Source organism: Candidatus Albibeggiatoa sp. nov. BB20 (assembly GCA_016744725.1).
Taxonomy (GTDB): Bacteria; Pseudomonadota; Gammaproteobacteria; order Beggiatoales; family Beggiatoaceae; genus Albibeggiatoa.
The window spans coordinates 1-20,329 of the sequence record JADGDW010000076.1 but is presented as its reverse complement, the minus strand read 5'-3'; the positions used below and the strand labels follow the sequence as shown (position 1 = coordinate 20,329).

13 protein-coding genes are annotated in these 20,329 nt (G+C 36.7%); 7 read left to right on the top strand and 6 right to left on the bottom strand.

Going from position 1 to position 20,329, the window contains the following annotated elements:
• Nucleotides 1–278 precede the first annotated feature (278 nt).
• From ABXH34_RS10035 to ABXH34_RS10005, 7 genes are all read left to right on the top strand, one after another.
• Nucleotides 279–2,318, top strand: coding sequence for a LamG-like jellyroll fold domain-containing protein (locus ABXH34_RS10035; protein ID WP_353571744.1), 2,040 nt, complete (start codon nucleotides 279–281; stop codon nucleotides 2,316–2,318).
• A 15-nt stretch (nucleotides 2,319–2,333) separates the two neighbouring features.
• On the top strand, nucleotides 2,334–2,969 hold the full coding sequence (locus ABXH34_RS10030; protein WP_353571743.1) for a hypothetical protein: 636 nt from the start codon (nucleotides 2,334–2,336) through the stop codon (nucleotides 2,967–2,969).
• A gap of 143 nt (nucleotides 2,970–3,112) precedes the next feature.
• Nucleotides 3,113–5,509, top strand: a complete 2,397-nt coding sequence (locus ABXH34_RS10025) for a two-partner secretion domain-containing protein (protein WP_353571742.1) — start codon at nucleotides 3,113–3,115, stop codon at nucleotides 5,507–5,509.
• Nucleotides 5,510–6,053: 544 nt separating this feature from the next.
• The gene (locus ABXH34_RS10020) at nucleotides 6,054–6,671 is read left to right on the top strand and encodes a slr1658 family protein (protein ID WP_353571741.1); all 618 of its coding nucleotides are present in this window, start codon (nucleotides 6,054–6,056) and stop codon (nucleotides 6,669–6,671) included.
• A 13-nt stretch (nucleotides 6,672–6,684) separates the two neighbouring features.
• A complete protein-coding gene (locus tag ABXH34_RS10015; protein WP_353571740.1) occupies nucleotides 6,685–7,029 on the top strand; it encodes a slr1659 superfamily regulator in 345 nt (114 codons plus the stop codon).
• A gap of 401 nt (nucleotides 7,030–7,430) precedes the next feature.
• Entirely contained in the window at nucleotides 7,431–8,021 is a 591-nt protein-coding gene (locus ABXH34_RS10010; RefSeq protein ID WP_353571739.1) for a slr1658 family protein, read from the top strand.
• Between the two features lie 39 nt (nucleotides 8,022–8,060).
• A complete protein-coding gene (locus ABXH34_RS10005) occupies nucleotides 8,061–10,484 on the top strand; it encodes a putative bifunctional diguanylate cyclase/phosphodiesterase (RefSeq protein ID WP_353571738.1) in 2,424 nt (807 codons plus the stop codon).
• A gap of 208 nt (nucleotides 10,485–10,692) precedes the next feature.
• Here the strand turns inward: ABXH34_RS10005 and ABXH34_RS10000 are convergent, their stop codons facing one another.
• From ABXH34_RS10000 to ABXH34_RS09975, 6 genes are all read right to left on the bottom strand, one after another.
• On the bottom strand, nucleotides 10,693–16,353 hold the full coding sequence (locus tag ABXH34_RS10000; RefSeq protein WP_353571737.1) for a PilC/PilY family type IV pilus protein: 5,661 nt from the start codon (nucleotides 16,351–16,353) through the stop codon (nucleotides 10,693–10,695).
• Between the two features lie 104 nt (nucleotides 16,354–16,457).
• Nucleotides 16,458–16,997 carry a pilus assembly PilX family protein gene (locus ABXH34_RS09995; protein ID WP_353571736.1) on the bottom strand — a complete coding sequence of 180 codons (540 nt, stop codon included), beginning with the start codon at nucleotides 16,995–16,997 and terminating at the stop codon, nucleotides 16,458–16,460.
• A 1-nt stretch (nucleotide 16,998) separates the two neighbouring features.
• Nucleotides 16,999–18,207 carry a PilW family protein gene (locus ABXH34_RS09990; RefSeq protein WP_353571735.1) on the bottom strand — a complete coding sequence of 403 codons (1,209 nt, stop codon included), beginning with the start codon at nucleotides 18,205–18,207 and terminating at the stop codon, nucleotides 16,999–17,001.
• Nucleotides 18,204–18,689, bottom strand: coding sequence for a type IV pilus modification protein PilV (gene pilV / locus ABXH34_RS09985; RefSeq protein ID WP_353571734.1), 486 nt, complete (start codon nucleotides 18,687–18,689; stop codon nucleotides 18,204–18,206). The genes ABXH34_RS09990 and pilV overlap by 4 nt, the downstream gene beginning before the upstream one ends.
• 15 nt (nucleotides 18,690–18,704) lie before the next feature.
• Complete coding sequence (locus ABXH34_RS09980; RefSeq protein ID WP_353571733.1) at nucleotides 18,705–19,253, bottom strand: GspH/FimT family pseudopilin; 549 nt, start codon at nucleotides 19,251–19,253, stop codon at nucleotides 18,705–18,707.
• 193 nt (nucleotides 19,254–19,446) lie between these two features.
• Nucleotides 19,447–20,133 carry a hypothetical protein gene (locus tag ABXH34_RS09975; RefSeq protein WP_353571732.1) on the bottom strand — a complete coding sequence of 229 codons (687 nt, stop codon included), beginning with the start codon at nucleotides 20,131–20,133 and terminating at the stop codon, nucleotides 19,447–19,449.
• Nucleotides 20,134–20,329 lie beyond the last annotated feature (196 nt).

Below are 20,329 nucleotides of genomic sequence, written 5' to 3'. Positions count from 1 at the left end.
ATTATAAATAATATTCTTCCGAACTTTATTATTATTAATTGCTTAAATATGCTATACAAAACTATTAGGCCTATTTATTTAATAATAATTAACAAAAGTATGTAAAATACCTTGCCCAATTGTTATTTAATTGTTAAATATATTGAAATCTTGACTTTTAAGCAATGCAAAGCTGTAGTCTATTGATTTTAAAGCATGATTTAAGTTTGACGTTTTTATGCTTTACTAAATATCTATATGGTTTGAAATGACTATTAATCAATTTAAGGAGTAAAAATATGTTTAGAAACGCGAAATACCAAGTTTGTTGGTATTTTATAATGTTCAGTGTAGCTGTCGGTGTTAATGCCAACCCTCATAATGCCCCATTTTTTTTGGTCATTAATGGAGATAATCAGTGTCCAACGGGATATGTTTTAGCAACGAGTGATGATGTTCAACATAACCAATCATTAGCGTGTAGTGCATTAGGAAGATGGGATATTGCTCGTATTGCAGATAATAACTCAATGAAAGGAATAGGCCATAACTGTAAAATACAAGCTAAAGCTAATGATGTTAAGAAGAATATCCTGAATTATTCCCTGTGTAAGCAAGGAAGTACCAATTTTTTAAAGGTTAAAAAAGCAGGACTTTATAGATTTACTGATTATGCATTAGAATTTGATGGAAATTCTTATTTAGAGGTCGATGGAAATGCCTATGCAGAGTTTGATTTGGAAAATAACTTTACTATAGAAGCGTGGGTAAAACCCAATGCTTTGAATGGTATTCAAATGATTTTTTCTAAGATAAGCTCTTCAGGTAATGGAGGGTATGGTTTTGGTTTGAACAATTCTAAGTTGTATTTTGCTACTTATGGTGTCCAAAATTATGAAACAAATCCATTAAAGCTATCAGCAGAAAACTGGAATCATGTTGCAGTGACATTAGATGAACATAATCATGCGCATTTTTATCTTAATGGTGATTTTGTACAAAATATACCTGGCTCAAAAAAAGCAATCATAATAGAAGATAAGGCTCAAACATTAAGAGTGGGTAGCTTAGGTTCTGGAAATGGAGGAAACTGGACAGGGTTAATTGATGAAGTTCGTATTTGGAATGTTGCTCGTACTGAATCAAAGATTCGGCATAATATGTATGGTACTTTACCCAGCAGTCAGAACCTAATTGCTCGCTATTCTTTCAATGATTATCCTATTGATATGCCAACTATGCCAACTATGCCAACTATCCCCAACAGCCGAGATATCCTAAAAACACCAACTGTGCCAAAAAGAGTAATAAATAGCAATAATACTAAACATTACTGTGATTATATGGATAAATATTTAGATATATTAAATCATGGTAAGGATTCTTTATCCACGATGTATTCTGATCTGAAAATGTGGAGGCAAGCAGCAAATATACTTGTTAATAATAAATTTATGCCTGATCCTTCTATTGCGTTAAAGATGGCTTTAACTGGCGTAATGAAACAAGCAAGGCAAGACCTCTATCAATGGAAGTTAGATTTAGAAGATGAATTGTACAACTGTATTAATTATCGTGCTTTAGTGATTGGTATTAGCGAATATACAGATGCATCTGAGACTGATTTAAATAAGCCTGCTAAGGAAGCCCAAGAGATAGCTGATCTTTTACAATATGACTATGGGTTTAAAGTCAAACAGTTAATTGATGAAAAGGCAACAAAAGAGAATATTGAAGAGGAATATAATAAGCTGTTAGAAAGCTCGACAGAACGAGACCTTGTGCTTATTTATTTTACGGGGCACGGAGGTGATAACAATAAAGATAGTGCTTATTGGTTATCTACAGGTGGTGGTCACGTTAAGATTAGAGACCTTAACGAAGCTATGAGCAAAAGCCAAGCGAAAAAAGTGCTTATCGTTGCAGATAGTTGTTATTTCAGTGCAGGCAAAGAGCCAACATGTCCAGCTAATGATAGATCATGCCCTGTTGATAATAAAGTAAGAGTGTCATCATTTGCTAATGACCATATTCTTGATTATCAAAATATCATAATCAGAAAGCTACGAAACCAGTCTCATGTCATTATAGCTTCAGGCAATGATGAGATCGTAGATGATGGTGTATTTGGTCAAGCTTTTATCAATACATTGAGATCACAGCTAACAAGTTCAGAACGAAAAAATTTTGGCAATTATAATATGTTTACTGCCCGAAAAGTGTATGAACATATTGAAATAGCTATGAATAACGCTAGACAAAATCCTAAATATATTGTGCGTAAGAATGGTGACTTTATCTTTAGAACCATAAAATCTGCCCAACGTGGCCACTGGTAAATGAGGTTAAGAAATATGCATTTTTTTGATAAGCGATTTTTTTTAATACTATTGGCCTTTGGCTGGATGCAACAACTTTCTGCGGAAGATGGAGATAAATGTCCGTTATTAGCAGATAAGGCTGATTGTTCTTTTTCTGCAACTGGGGATGTAAACACAATTACTAAAGAAGTAGAACAGTGTGCCAAAGAACTTGCGAAAAAATTTGATGAGTTGGATATAAAGGGCACTGGTCAGGAAAAATTTGAAAAATGGTCAGCCTGCGCAAAAAAACTTGCGAAAGCCAACCAAGAGCTTAATATCGCATTTGATGCAGAACAGCCAGCAAAGGCAGGACAAGTGACAAAAGCTCAGAGGCAAGTCAGCAAAACTTTGGATAAGGCCTACTCTGAAGCGAGAGTCTGGCTCATTCCTTCTTCTGCTTATAATACTGCATTATGTCGATCTACATTGGCATCTCTACGTCAATTATCTTTTGATATAGATAAGGATTCTTGTGAACAACAGAGTCCGTCATGTACAGAAGTAAAGTTTGACTGTGAGTATGAACAAAGTCATGCACAAAGCACCCAAGAGTATTGCCAATGTTTAAGGCTTTTCGATTATGGTTGTTGCATAGAGTCATCATGTTCTTCTAATCAGTGTAATTAATTATTTAAAAGTGAGCATGGTATAGTTTGTTTTTTATCTTAATGTTTTACATGATAAAAAGACCGCTAACCATTATTAATTAACGGTCTTTTTGTATAGAAATATAGTAGTAGATATCAGTAAATGTAAGGAACTGACACAATATGAAATTTCAATCTTTACTGATAATGGTTTTATCAATTAGCAATGTAAATGCGGAAATTATATTAGATGGGACACTTGGAATAAATAATACTTTATCTGGTTCTGATTATTTGATTGAAGCAAATGTAGGCCAACAATATGGTGGCAATCTTTTTCATAGCTTTCAAAAATTTAATTTACAAAACTTTGAGTCTGCTACTTTTTCAGGCTTTGATACAGTGACCAACATATTTGCTCGTGTTACTGACGGTAACTCTTCCAATATTGACGGTACAATTCGCTCAACAATTCCCAATGCCAATGTTTATTTGTTTAATCCTTATGGTATTGCTTTTGGTGAAAATGCATTATTAGATATCCAAGGCTCTTTTCATGCCAGCACAGCTGACTATTTACGCTTTTCTGATGGAGGACGTTTTGATGCCAGACAGCCTGATAACAGCATTTTAACGGCTATTCCTATAATTGAAGCATTTGGATTTGTTTCCAAAACCCCAGCTTTATTATCTATTGAAGGCAGCAAGCTTACTGTCCCTATTGCAAAAACATTATCTTTTATTGGGGGCAACCTGAGCTTTAGTCATGCCGAGCTCAAAGCCTCTATGGGACAAATTAACTTAGTCAGCGCTACTCATTTAGATGAAATTATTGTAACTTATAACGACTTGTTGGTGCCAAATTTACAGGGTAATATTACGGTTTCAAATCAATCACTAATAGATGTGAGTGGGGAAGGTAGCGGACATATTTTTATTCGTGGAGGACAATTTTTTGCTGATAATAGTCAAATTAAAGCGGAAACGTTAGGTGAGAATAATGGTGGCATCATTGATATGCAATTTAATAATATTTTATTCACAAATAATAGTTCTATTCATTCACAAACATACAGCTCAGGTAATGTAGGAATATTATTAATGAAAGCCAATCAAATTTCTTTTAAAGAAAATACAGATATCTATGCTGCTACACATGGTAGCGGTAATGCAGGTACTATATCAATAGAAGCTGACCAAATTACACTTGAAAATAATAGCAAAATTATTACTCAAACATTCAATGAAGGTAATGCAGGCATCATTATACTACAAGCTAATCAGTTATTAAAATTAACGGGCATTGAAGGATATTATGGTGTTCAAGTTAAAGCAGCAGCTGAATATTCAAGTACTGGTAACTCTGGTGATATTTTTATAAAGACAAAAGACATAATACTGAGCGATGGGGCTAATATTAGTTCTGATACTTATGCTTCAGGCAATGCTGGCAAAGTTGATATTGTCGCAACAGGAACATTAATTATTATGGGGGCTGACCTAAAAGGTTATAAGAGTAAGATTTCTTCAGCTTCTTATCCTAATTTGGAAGGTATTAAAGGTGGTGAAGGTGGAAACATAACAATAGAAGCCAATAAGCTTGTCCTTGAGGACGGTGGGACTATTTCTACCAGTTCCATTTCATCCGATAGTATACAAAGTGGATATGCTGGTGATATTAGCATTTGTGTGAAAGGAGCTGTAGAACTTTCTGGGGTCAATTTATATGGTGAAGACAGAGATGGATTTGGCTCAGGCATTTATACCAATAGCAAAGGCACAAAAGGCAGCAATGCTGGTAATATTAGCTTAGAAGCTGGCTCTCTGACTATTGAAGATGGAGCTGTCATCATAAGTAGCACAGATAATTCTGCTAATGGTGGAAATATTAATATTGATGTATCTGAGCCAATCATTATTACTGGAGATGCTTCCCATATTCAATTAAACGATCCTGCATTCAGCCAAAAATACTATAATATATTATTTTCACCAAGCCAAATTAACCAATCAACCAGCGGCATTTATGCTAGTTCCACTGCTAATACTGAAGGTGGTGATGCTGGTATGATTACCATCTCAGCCAATGATAATATTCATTTATCAAATAAAGGACTCATCACGACAGAAGCAATAAGCGGTGGTGGTGGTCAAATCAGTATTAATACAGATAAATTACTCCATCTAACTGATAGTAAAATAACAACCAGTGTCCAAGAAGATACAGGCAATGCTGGCAATTTAGACGTTAAAAGTGAGTTTATCATTCTTGATAATGGCAGAATCCTTGCTCAAGCAAATGAAGGCAATGGCGGACAACTCAACATTACCACCACAGGCATTTTTACAGAAGGCAGCCTAGATAATTTCATTAATGCGGAATCTTCTGGTGGCGGCATAGATGGTTTGGTTGAAATCAATTCACCAGATATTGATATCAGTGGGATGCTGCTTAATTTGGAGAATAATTTTATTGATGGAAGTAGTTTTTTAGATTTATGTGCTAAACGCAAACGGACTCAGAGTAGCCTTATTGTTTATCATCATCGTCCATTTCACCATGAGTACCTTTGCCGATAATAAAATCTTAAATCGATAAAATAAATTTGATCCGATGGGACATTAGTACATTACCAATCCAAATACACGCAAAGCTTCTTCCTGCTTTTGGGGCTATGTACTTAGCAGATTAGTTGTCCCGCGTCACCTGTATCATACTGTCCTTTTTCACCATACAAATCCAAGATAAAATTGCCATCAAGCTACTAGAAATTAGGTTATACTTCGATAACACAATTATATATATAACGCCTATAAAATCTAACTTTAGAAGTAATAAAAATAATTTATCTCAAAAAAGCATTATTATTTTGAATTCATAAATATTAGTTAAACTAAAAGGGTATTTGCTTTGGGAATATCTTTGTTTATTTTCTGTATCAAATGACGATAAATATACCCTATTTTAAAATAGTTAATCATAAAAATGATGTGTGAATTTAAATTATATCCAAGAAAAAAGTGCTCTATATTAGTCAGTTTCAGCTAATTTTTAGGAGAATAGGGTGTACTTATCAAATAGCAATAATTATGATCTTGCCAGTAAAAATACAGGAGGGTCAAAATGGATAGCTGGTATACGGGCGTAAGAACCCATAATGCTCAAATCTTTGGTCACTATATTGATGAACCTCCTAAAAATATAGAATATTTAGTTATTGGCTTTTCTCCCAGCTCCATTCCATTACGACAACGTTGGAGAAATAACGGACTATCAGCAGATTTTATTGCAGATTATTTGCAAACTTTTTTTATTTCTGGCAGCACAAATGATGTAAAAACAAATATTAAAAATGCCGTAAGTTATATAACTAATGAATTGCTAGAAAATGCAATGAAATTTAATGACAAAACAGCTCACTTTCCGACCAGTGTTGTGTTACGCTTGTTCCCAAATCGATTAATATTCTACGTAACCAATAGTACAAAACCTGAATCTGTCAAAGCGTTTCAATTGTTTATTCAACGCCTCTTGAGCGAAGATTTAGATGAAATGTATATCAATCAATTGGAGAAAAATGCCAGTGATGAATATGCAAACCAATCTGGGCTTGGATTTTTAACTATGTTAAATGATTATGCTGCTCAGCTTGGCTGGAAATTTGATACAGTAAATCATGATACAGGTTTGGAGGTTACAATTGTGACAACAATGGTACAATTAAACGTTCCAACTGATTAAGGACTTCATCCAGATGGAAATTAAAACAAACGATTACAGTATTCGCTATGACAACATAACGGCAACGGTATCATGTGCAGGCTCTTTGCGTTTAAGTGGTATGGAAGAGTATGCCCCTATTTTAACTCTGCTCAATGATGCTGCAGAACAACAAACTGATGCGCTTAACTTAGATTTACGGCTTTTAGAATTTTTAAATAGTTCAGGCATCAATGTATTGTCAAAATTTGTTATTAATGTACGGCAGAAAAAAAGCCCTCAGATCAATGTAACGGGTTCAACACAAATCCCTTGGCAAGGTAAATCTTTAAAGAATTTGCAAAGATTACTACCTACGCTAGAACTAAAATTTGAATAAATAGGCTGCAATGTGGAATCTGGTGAATTTATTCTCACGGATGGACTCACCAGTATTCTACAACATGCTCGTAGACAATAACATCTCCGCCACAGTATGCTAAGTCTTATATTTAATATCATCGTAAGAAATATGCAGTTACAATAAAATATTAAGAACACATCCCAAATAAAGCTGGCAAGGGTATTAGGTCATATTCTTAATATTTTTAAGCAATTATGAGTAAATAGGTTGGTCAATAGTTTAAATAGTGTAACCATTTTTGGGCTGTAATCAGTGGTTGCAACAAAGATTGTTTAACGAACTTCAATAAACTGATTCTAGCGTTATTTTGATGAATGCGCTGTGATAATTAACATTTGCACATCTCAAAGGTGTTATGCAAAAAAGGATGCGAGCACATGGCACAAACTTTTGGTGACTATGTTGATGAACAACCTACCAACGTAGAACATTTAATCATAGGCTTTTCTCCAACATCGATTCCGCTTAAACAACGCTGGCGTAATAATGGCTTATCGGCTGACTTTTTAGCAGATTACCTACAAACATTTTTTGTTGGGGAAGATAAACAAATTGGTGCTCGGGCTGAGATTAAATCAGCTGTGGGCTATATTGCGAATGAATTGCTAGAAAATGCAATGAAATTTAGTGATGATTCTGTTGATTATGCAACCAGTATTGCTTTCCATCTCCATAAAGATTGTTTAACTTTTTATGTGAGAAACAGCATTCCTAAACATAATGTATCTCACTTTCATCATTTTATCGAAGAGCTATTAACTCAAGATTTAGCCGATTTGTATATCAAACAATTAGAAAAAAATGCAACCCTAGATAGTGCACACTCAGGGTTGGGTTTTATCACCATGATTCAAGATTATGACGCGTTATTAGGTTGGAAGTTTGATTGCTTAACTAAAGATGAACAAGAAATTAATACAGTCACAACAAGGGTAAAGCTGGAATTGCCAGTCAAAGCAAATGTATAATAATTACTCGATTTCATACCTATAAATGACGAACCGCTTATGGATTCGCAGCAAACAACACCCGAACTTCAACAATTACAGGGTTTGTGTGAACAATTAGAAACGTTTAGAGCTCAAAAAACGGATTTAGAACTTATCTTGCAAACCATCATTGAACATGGTGATATTGTTGAAGATAGTTTATTGAAAAAAATGGACTTTCTCAGTCATAAAATGACGGTTTCTGAACAGGAAAAACAAGACCTTGAAATTTCCCTAGAAACAGTCATAGAACATTCTGATACTATTAAAGATCATCTTTTTCAAGCACAAGAGTTTTTAGAGCAACAAGTTGCCAGACGGACTCAAGAACTACAAGAAAAAAACACACAATTAAAACAAGAAATTTTGGAACGTAAACGGGTAGAAGAAGCGCAACGTAATAATCTTATTTTCCGCCAAACTTTATTAAATAACGTCCCTAGCCCAATTTATTATAAGAATTTACAAGGTCAGTATGTTGGGTGTAATTTGGCGTTTGAACGCTTAACAGGTCATGCAGTTGATGGAATTATTGGGCAAACTGTACATCATTTATTTCCTAAAGACGTTGCCGAATATTCCCAAAAAATGGATATCCAATTGTTTCGTGATCGTGGGGAACAAAATTACGAAACCAGTTTGCATTATGCAGATGACAGTCGTCACGATGTGGTGATTCGGAAAACTGTATTTAATAATGCAGAAGGGGAACTTGTTGGCTTAATTGGCGTTATTATTGATATTACCGAACGCAAACGCTATGAGGCCACCTTGCGCCTGTCTGCCAGTGTATTTCAGGGTAGCAATGAAGGTATTCTCATTACAGATGCTTGCTCCAAAATTATTAGTGTCAATCAAGCCTACCAAAATTTAACAGGTTATACTGAAAATGAGAGTTTAGGCCAAAATCCCAATATGTTGCAATCAGGCAAGCATGACAGCTTTTTCTATCAAAATATGTGGGAAGGTTTGTTATCAATGGGGTATTGGCGCGGGGAAATTTGGAATCGGCGGAAAAATAAAGAGTTATTCCCTGCTTGGCTGAGTATCAGTGCGGTTAAAGATAAATTTAGTAATATCACACATTATATTGCTATTTTCACTGACATTACCGATAAGAAATTATCTGAAGAACGCCTGTATCATTTATCACATTATGATGCTTTGACTGATTTAGCCAATCGGGTTTTATTTCAAGATCGTATCCACCAAGCCATGAAACGGGCGACTCGTGATATAGAATCTATCGCCTTGCTTATCATAGATATAGACCATTTTAAAGAGGTTAATGATGCGTTTGGGCATACGGTAGGAGATGAATTGCTATGTATTGTTGCTCAACGTTTGACAACAGTGAGTGTGAGTATTGAAGCCGTTGCCCGTTTAGGCGGGGATGAATTTGGTATTTTGTTAGCAGATTTAGCTCCAGACCAGCAGGCCGTGCGCACGACCTCACATTTTGCTGACCAGATTTTACAATCTTTGCAACAGCCATTTATGCTGACAGGTCAAGAAATCTTTAGCAGTGCCAGTATTGGGGTTTCAATTTTTCCTCAAGATGGTGACACAATGACCAATTTGATGAAAAATGCCGATGCTGCATTGTATAAAGCTAAAGAGCAAGGTCGTAATAATTACCAATTTTTTGCCCTAGAAATGAATATTGCGGCACATAAACGTTTGATGATGCAAAATAGTTTGCGCCATGCAATTGAACGTGATGAATTTATTCTATATTATCAACCACAAGTCAATCCTTATACCAAAGAAATCATTGGTGTTGAAGCATTGATTCGTTGGCGACACCCAGAAATGGGCTTGGTTTCGCCTGTTGAATTTATTCCTTTAGCCGAGGACACGGGGTTAATTATTCCAATTGGAGATTGGGCGTTATTTGAAGCCTGTCGACAAAATAAGCAATGGCAAAATGCAGGTTATCCAAAGATTTCAATTGCGGTCAATTTATCTATTCGACAATTTTTCCATGAAGATTTGATTCAAAATGTGCAGAAGGTATTAGCAGAAAGTGGATTAGAATCTCAGTATTTAGAGCTGGAAATTACAGAAAGTTTAGCGATGACTTCAATTGAGAAGGCCTTAGAAACCTTAGAAGCATTGAAACAACTTGGGGTTAAAATTGCAATTGATGATTTTGGTACGGGTCATTCTTCACTCAATTATTTGAAGCAGTTTGCTGTGGATACCTTAAAAATCGATGCGTCGTTTATCATGGATATTGCGACACCGAAAGGAGCAGCACTTGTTTCAATTATTACTGATTTAGCCCATATTTTGGATATGCAAGTGGTAGCAGAAGGGGTTCAAATACCTGAACAACTAGAATTTTTGTGTAAAAATAAATGTGATATTGTACAGGGTTATCTCTTTCATCCACCTGTTTTGCATACTGAAATCGAGAAATTACTACCGAAATTGGCTTAAATTTAATCATCAATATCTTAGACAATATTTAGAGAAAATAGTTTGTAACAACCCAGCTATCTTATGCCAAGAATACAGATTTTCTTAATGGTCGAGTAGCCATAAGAAACTCCCCTTCAGACTTCCCCAGACAAAAATAAACCTGACAAGTTGCAACACTTATCAGGCCTATGACAAATACTTAATTTAAAACAGGCTTAAATTTACTTTACTCCTGCATCCAAAATGTGGCATCAATATCAGCATCTACTGGAGGTATATCCCTAAGTGTATTAGGAGAATTGGTCAACGGTCTGAATTTACCGTCATAGTTTGCCATAACAATGTCCGACACAACACCACTGCGCAAACCTGTATGTCGATCGGCTGCTGTCAAGCCACCACCGCCACCATCATCACTACCATCATTATTTTGACTGAAGTCATAAGCTGCACCACCTGTGAGTAAATCTAAAACATATAAGCGACTTTCACCTTCAGGTACAACCAAACCACATACATCAGCTGGATTAGACTCAATTGTTTCAGCTGGCAAATAAGTAGTAAAGTAAACTTTCCCATCTAAAATGACAGGACTGGCTAAACCTTTTTCACCAACCCAAGCACCCTGTTCAGGGTTTTCTCCTACAACAGCAGTACCATCATCACAAACACCTGATTCTGTGAAACATAAATACCATCCAAATGATTCTTTTAATTTCTCGATTTCAGCTTGTACTGAGCTTTCACTACCTTCTTGAATCAAGTTTTCTGTAACATCATACAGATGATCTTCTCTCAAAGTATAAAAGTTAGTTACTGCTGCATCAATTCGACTATCTTCTTCAGCTTGACCTTGTCCGTTATCTATCAGCCCATTTACTGCTCGGTCGCGGAAGGCATAAAACCGGTCATGTGTTTCGATATTTAGTGGAGAAGGTCTTGTACCTGAGGTGATTGTTACAATGTAATAATCTGTTGTATCTGAATAAGCTAAATCACTTAAACGCACCACTTCAGGCGGATAAAAGAACCGTCGGCGGTTTATCACTTGAGGGTTGTCATCTTCTAAATCCGAAACCACTGCTAAACGACCAGCAATACCTTTACTAGATAATCCAAACTCAAATGGCAAATCAATACGCCAGACTTGACCACCAATATCTCCCACATATAAGCGATCAGTAATTGCATCAGCATTACTATCAATAAAAGAGATATCAGATGGAATTGGATATTTCATTTCTTCTAAACTTAAGTTTTTATTCCCTTCCACATCAGACCCTGCTCTCCATAATAATTTACCCGTATCAGGTTCGACAATATAAATACCATTACCCATGCCACCTGAATTACTTTCATCATCGCCATGATAACCACCACCGAAAATGATGACTGTTTTAGGCTCACCTTCATAGTAAATACGGGTAAGTTTAGGCCGTGACCAAGTTTGTCCTAAGAATTCATAGTCATCACCTTCAATACCGCCTTTAATTACCCACATGAGTTTGGGGGTTTTATAATTGGTGACATCTAAGGCATATAAGTTACGACCACCTCGGCGCATTCCAATAAACATTTGTACATAGTCATCTCCATCAACTTTGCCATTATTATCAGAGTCTTTAATACGGAAAGTGGGTGTACCATCAATACCATAAATCCGAGCACCCTTAGCATTGTTCATGAGGTCTTCTTGAATATCTAACATTTCTTGCGGTAAGAACGCCCATTCTTCATTACCTTTATCAGTGTCAAACACCCGAATTAAACCATCATTTGTTCCAACAAATAACTTACTAATAGGCTTTTCTTCTGTGCCACCATAAGTGACTGTCACAGGGCTGCTGTGCAATAGGTCTGTCAATAACCAACGTTTTTTACCAAATGGAGATGCATCATCATAATCACCATTAACATCTTCACCTTGAATCCACTTAATGATATTTTCATGTTGCTTATCTTCCATAAATTCATCACCAAGCAATTCTTTAGTCACAATGTCAGTATTGACAGACGTATCAGTTAAATCAATATTATTATTACTACCCGGTAGTGCGTCTCCAATGTAAGTATAAATATTGCGGGAAGTCTTCAGTAATCGTTCACCGGCTCCACCTTCTAATACATTAGCCCCATCCTTTCCTGAGCTCCAATAACTACTGGCATTATCACTAATATACTGACCTGCAATCGCAGAATTCTTATTCTGATCTAAAATATCGCCATCAATGCAATTACCAGTAGCACATAGAGTATATTTCTTAATATTGCCATCCCAGCGTTGCGTATGCCCCGGTTTAAATGAGGAGAAATACACTTCGTTACGATGAAACATGCGATTAAATGTATTAACTGACAGGGTTGGTGCTGCAAAAGAGGTACTTTCTGTCATTGCTGACGAAATAATAGTACGGAAAATTTCAGTTAATTCAGAAGAGGAAGAAGCCTCATAAAAATTACCGCCACCTACTTTGGCCCATTCTTTCAAATAAGGTACAGCACGCTCATTCAAATTGGTCTCAAACGGCTTTTCATTGCCATTGATATCATAATAAGTCCCTAAGTTGAAACCCACAGTATGTACAACGACATTTTGCTTACCTTCTAAACTAGAATCAAAGTCCTTTTCGTGTAAATATTCAACCACATCCGTCCCGCACAGCTCATCAATATTGCTTGAAGCAGACTCAGTGCCATCTTTTTGTAAACGTTTATATTCATAGGTTTTCCCGCTTACTGAATTAACAGTTTTACAAGCGTTACCTGTGAGTTGAGGCACAAGATTAAATGCTGAATTCGCTGTTGCACCACCATCTGTTAAAAATACGATGTAGGTTTTTTGGCATTCATCAAATTCAGGTGGTACATAGACTGCGCTGCCGGTGATTTTCTCGCCTTGACATTCAACTGCCCAAGGATCAGAACCAGAGCAACCATCAGGTCTCACAAGCGTCCCTCCTTTCCAACTACCTTTATGACTAACACGTTTAGTTCGACTAAATTTTCGATCTTTACCGAAGGTCACACTTTTACCATCTAAATAAAGCGCGACTTCATAAATAGTATCAACTAATGGGGTGGTACTATCAATTTCAATATTTTCCACCATCAATTTCATACGTTCACGCACAGTCGATGCACTCTGAGATAAAGACCCTTTAACCTCAACTTGTAACATAGCGGCATCAGTCAAAGAACGTTCAAACGAGGCGGCTTGCCGCAAGCCCGAACCATCAATAAATAGACTGAGTGCATTACCGGCTTTCCAACCACTTTGTTTTACAATTTTTTGAATAACAGGACCAATATCAACACTGGAATAACGCCGTCCTGTATCCCAATAATCTGCCGCATCAATACTCCATGTGACACTATCCGTCTTCGCACGTTCACTGAGGTTTTTATTGTTGGTTTCAAATGGTTCTGAATTCCCCGTTGCTTCGCCAGATATTTTTAATGAGGCGGCTTTGGATAAGGCTTTCTCATCGGTACCGTCTGGAGGTACATCTTTTAATGCTGAGAAAATTAATTTAGCACTTAATACTGTGGTGTTGCTTGACATTGGAATATCTTGAAACCGTAAACCGACAGTTCGACCATTACTCTTTTTAGTGGTCATGTCTAAGGTTCGGCTATCGGCATATACAATATTATCGCCATAGGTTTCTTCCATATCATCGTTAGCATCACTAATCTGTTTTGTAAAAAGATAACGCATACAAGCACTATCTTTGACGCTAGTTAGGTCATATTCCACTTTTAATACAGGCGCTTTAAGTGGATCAGTATCATAGGCAACGACATTACGTAGTGGTAAATCCTTTGATGCAGTGAAAATAAATGACAGGGCATTATTACCGCACCAGTCTGATTTATTGACAATTTCTTGCACAATACCAGTTACTTCAGGGCTGGAATAACTTCCATCAGTCCACTCCCAAGGTTCTGCTTCCCAACTTACTTGACTAGAGGTGCGAACCCGTCCTGAAATTGGTTCAGAGTTAGAAAAGGCTTCTGAATTACCCACAGCCTCACCATTGATATTAATCGCCGCCTCGTCTGTCGCGGCAAAACCACTCACAAAATCAATATAGGCATTGGTAATTCGTGCACCCTGTGGAATACCGACATTTTGAAACCGTAAACCCACCTTTTGCTGTTCGGTAATCCGCTCTTCTGCCGTTTCCTCTTTTTCTTCTTCATATAAAATAGTTAAGGTCGCACCGCGAGAAAGAGCCCCATCACCAGAAAAAGTCGCAATTTGCCGTCTACCAAAACTATCACCTTCTACATGCTGCATGAAAAAGGCCATAGAATTGCCTGATAGCCAACCATCTCTATCCACAATTTCTTGTACAACTGAGGTTATATCAGGGCTTGATAAGGCCTTATCTTTGCCGACATTAGGCACATCCCAAGTAATTTGACTTGATGTTTTTGGACGTTGAGAGATGTCAAAGGTATTTTTATCTTCTACGAATTCAACAGTATCATCTGCATCTTCACCATAAAGCAGAACTTTTAAGTCTGTTGTCTTAGTACTATAGTCAAGCCGTGTCATCTCTATTTTGGCTGATTTAATAATCGCTTTGGGTGGGACTAAAATATTTCTAAATCGTAAACCCACAATAGTTTCAACAAGTTTGGTGGGTGAATAGCCTAAGTTTAAATTTTCATCATTATACACATAGGTTTTGCTGTATTTAGCTTGTTTATATTCAAAGCCATTGTCATTTCCATACGACACACTACTGTTAATAATTGTGCCGCCACCTTCTAAGGTATAAGAGACATTTAATACAGGCGTATCATTCACATGGTCAAATAAACGGGCACTGGTATAATCACCATCATTCTCAAATACAATACCCATCGCATTACCAGATGCCCAAGCATTTCTATCAACCACTTGTTGTACTAATGAGCTAATATCAGGTGTGCTGTATTCAATAAATTCACTCCAGTTGCCTGGATCCCAGCTTATTTCATCTGATGTTTGGCTTGCCCAGTTGCTAGAAATATTATAAGTTTCGTTAGCGCCTAAATCAGTGGCACTATCTTGTAATACTGCACGAATTTTAAGCTGTAAATCTTTATTCCGAGAAGCGAGTGTGCCATTAACCATTGATGAAGGTACAAACGTAACACTTGCATTTTGAATCGTTGCGCCTTGGGGAATACCCACATCAACAAAACGTAAGCCATTATAGACAGGCACAGGCGGATTAAGCGCGATATTAGAACCTAGATAAAATCGATGTGTAGAGCTCTCAATCGTACCTGCATTATCGCCTTCTTTATATTCTGAAAAAATGTTTGAATAATCAGAGGTTGCACTGGCGGTTAAACTCGCTTGTGTATCACCTGAATAAACCATCTCAATCGTTTTGTCATCTAAATACACTTTACCCGATTTATTGCCTTCTTCGGCATCATCAGCATAATCTGAGATAGGAATACTTAAACGCGTAGAATCGTCCAACTCACCAGGGACATTTTTTGCTTCTTCGTCAATGTAAGTAATTGGGAATAAAATCGCGGCATTACCACCTGTAACTCCATCAACAGCAGCACCTGCATAGCCACTAAACCCCATAAAGCCAACATTAACATTTTGTATCTCAGTTAGCATTTGCAATAAGGCTTCTTTTAAACGAGTCAGGCGATCTGTTTCGTTATATAGCAAATTGCCATTTTCATCTCGGTCTTTCCATTTCATGGAGCTTGAACGATCTAAAACGAATAAAATATTAGGTCGCCCATCAGTGTCAGCGATACTTGCCACTTGACGTAAATAAATTTCGGTATCATCAGCCGTTAGCGTTGCGGATAATCCACTCAGCAGCGTAAAGATGAATGCGCTGAGCAGAATGTAAAAACGATTCATACGTGCATCCTTATAAGTAAAATTTGGGAAAGTTTTAGATAGTTTAAGAACTGACCATAAATAAAGCCAGCACTTTTAGCTAAGATTGAACAAGTTATTTTTTATTAAGGTTCTCGAAAAATACCACTGGCAAGTTCGTCAACCACTTTTTTACGCAAACCGCCATATAAGGTTACAGTCGGTGCATTGCTACGGTTACTATCACTAGTACCAACGCTTTTAGTCACAAAAAACATGATTTTACAGCCACTATTTGCTCCACAATCTCCAGAACCTGATAAATCCTGTAATGCAGAAGGCATATCCGCTGTGGTGGTGACATGATCGACCCTAGAAGTCACCTTCTCACCACCAATAGTTGTACGATTGATATTTTGTTTTGCAACCAATGCAACAGGAACGTTGCTATCAGATATCATATTCTGTACATCAATATCCTGATAATTACGGGGAATTTCGATACCAACCTCTCCTACTTGGAAAGCATAATTATACTCTGCCATATTGGCAGCCATGCGGGTTTGCAGCTTGGTACTTTCCATCGTACTGATACCTAACATTGTTAAAATGACCAGTAGCATCAGTGACACAATGAGTACCGCACCACTCTGATGAAATAGCCTACATTGTTTAGTTGCTTGCATATTAACTGTTCCTTACCCTGATTGTAGTGGTAAATAAGCGGTGTCTATAGCCTTCCTCATTCTCTAAATTATCATCATCATTAGGGTTGTATGTTCCCATATCAGGGTCTAAGTCAAAACTGCGATCAGTGGCTCCCGTTAAGTCAAAACGTTTATTTCCTGTTCGCATGAGAATATTAATTCTCACACTAATGATCGGTCCAATAGGTGTTCCTGTTGCTTCTACATAACGATCAACAACGTCATCAGAATTGGTGTCAATGCCATAACGTATTTGTAAAGACTCTACACCTTCGATGAATAATTGATTATTTTTAAATAATGCAAATCCATCTATAGGATCAGTTGCTTTACCATCTCCATCTTTATCAATGGCTCTAACTTGATAGGTTACTTGTAAACGCTGTTCAATCGTAGGTCTATCAGCTATTACTGGTACATGAAACACTTCTACAGGCCAAAAATAATACTTGCTAAGCCGTGTTGATACCGTCACAAGGGGAGGAGAACCCGAGACATTAGCTACTTGGTAAGGTTCAGCTCCAGAACAATCCGCCATAATTAATGTATCATTCACTACAGGCGTACTGCTTTCTGAATGTAATTGAATAGTCGAATTTGCTGTTGAAAAGCCAGTTTGAGCACATTGCTGTGTTTTAATATAGTTTTTTTCTGAGACAATTTGTTGGCATAAATTAATGTCTGTTACACCACTACTCAAACAGCTTCCAGGTAATACATTTGTAGAATCATTACAAACAAGTGTGCCTGGTGTACCTGGTGTAGGTGTATTACAGTCACATACGTTAGTAGTACTAACAATACCCTGAGCAGCAGGATAGTCTAAACGCAATTTACCATTCACAGCCAAATGACTGACGGTCAATACATCAGAGTATGGCGTTGATTTACTAACCGCATTACCATCAATGTCTTGTAACTGTGCATTATTATTTACTAAAATCGGCTTTGGTTTTACGAACCCAGGCCACATGAGACCCGAACAACCAAAATAACCCGCCATACGCACGTTATAAGATAAATCTTCTATCAAAAAGCGAGCATCTTCTTGTAAACGAGATAACTCATTTTGTAAAGCTGATGTCTTCTTGGTTGTAGACATAATAGCTAAAACACCTGACATTAATGTCATGCTAATTGTCAAGGCAACTAGCATTTCAATTAAACTTAAACCTCGTTGAGTCTTCATAGTACAATATTCCAGCTTTGCTGTTTTATTTCAGCATCTTCACTACGGTCTTCAGTCCAAGAAATAGTGATGGTATATAAGCTATCCGTGTTATCCCAGCTAATGATGCCTTTACCTAAAGGTAAGGAAGAAGCAAGCGATTTACACCAATTCCCTAAATCATAGTTGACAACATCAGTGGCTATACATACATCTTTATCACAGTTAACAGAAACCTCTGGGCAAGAACCTTCCTGAAATGCATACCCACCATTATCCGCATTACCATTATCTAAGTTATCTTTATTGGATCGCATTCTATCCATGATGTCATAAGCCAGAAATGCGACTTGGGTGCGAACATAAGCAGAATGATTAAATTGCTGTCCGCGTGCCTGTAAACTCGCAATACCAATCAATCCAATTGAAAGGATAAGCAAAGCAATCATCATTTCTAACATAGAAAAGCCAGCATTATGCTGAGTTAAGCATTTTTTTCGCATGATATACCTCTTTTATCAAGGCTGCACACAAGAGTATTCACGGTTTGTCAAAGATGTGCGCCCCGTAATTTGAATCGTCACTACTCGACCATCAGGATCGCGTTCTGCCGCATCCTCTAGGCACAACACAAATGACATATTAAGTGTACTTGCTAAACCCGTTAAACCGCCTCGGGAATCATAAATAATGAGATCAAGCCCATCAGGCCCGTCAACTTGAATCCCATCATCAAAATTGAAATCTCGCAATTTTTCGCAATCGTCATCCCAATTATTAGTACAATCTAAAACACCATTATCATTCGCATCATCCCATACAACCCAACCTGCACCCCATTCATTATCTTTGCCTTGTGATGCCAGAGGTTGAATTTTGATGTTACGACCAATAATAGATTCACTGCGAGCATAGTTAAGCACACTAACAAATTGATTGGTTTTAGCTGTGATTCGATTATTAATGAGTGAATAGCGCAAACTTGGCAAAGCAACTGAAACTAAAATGCCAACTATGGCCACCGTTATCATTAATTCAGTAATAGTAAAAGCACGTTGTTTGTTCATAGTACAAGTTGTAGCAACCTTAAATATAAAAGTCACTTTTCAGTGTGATAAAAGGACATCGTTAATCGTCAAAAGGTTTAATATCTAAAATAACTTTTTGAATATAAATAAATTATAAGACATTATGCTGTTATCAGCAATGTTCAAACCCACTCTATTTATGAATATAGCAGTTTGTTTATAAAAGTAAAATTTATAGCGTTATTGTCAGCATTTGATTGGCATTTTTTAAAAATTCAAATTCTACTGGAACAATATTAAATTCTAACTGATTTAATGCGCGATCTTGCATTAATTGCTCAATGTATTGTGACTTTTCAGCTTTTAAGTTAGTTAACGGATAAATACGAATTTGTTGACGGGCTATTCGAGCTAATTCTAATAAACATTGACGATGGAAATCGTAGTCAAATAAATGTTCGTATAAAAACAATAAATGTGAGACAAAAGCCACATCAAAACGATTAGATTCAAATGGTAAACAAGGTAAGCTAGATGCAATATAATATTGTGATTGAGTTTGGTAATGAGGAATAAATCGTTGATAGGCATTTGTTCGGTAAGCGGCTAAATGCTCTATATCTTGATAAAACTGCCAACTGTATTTATCCAATATTTGCGGAAACTGAGCGATGGCCGCGTGTAAATCTGCCTGACATTTTGGTTCTAAAATATCGGCTTCAATATCATAAATGGGGTCTGAGGCCAATACATTTAAACCTTGTTGCCGCGCTTCACTACAAAATGAACTCACCCCACTACCAACATCCAGCATAGATATATTAGGTAAATCTAAGGAGGTGAAATCAAAAAAACGCTCATACTCAGCATAAGTACGCCCTAATAAAACCACTTCATCTAGCTCTAAACCCTCTTTCATTGCTATATCTAGTCCTGAATTTGATTAAATGCTAACACGACATCGTGGACAATATTAATTGTCATATTGGTTTGTGGTCATTTTTGAGCGATGAAAGTCTATATAAAGCAAAAACACGCATGAATATTGACTTTCATTCATTAGAGTTGTTTCATGAGCCATCTATATAAAACAACAGCTTACAATTGTATATTAT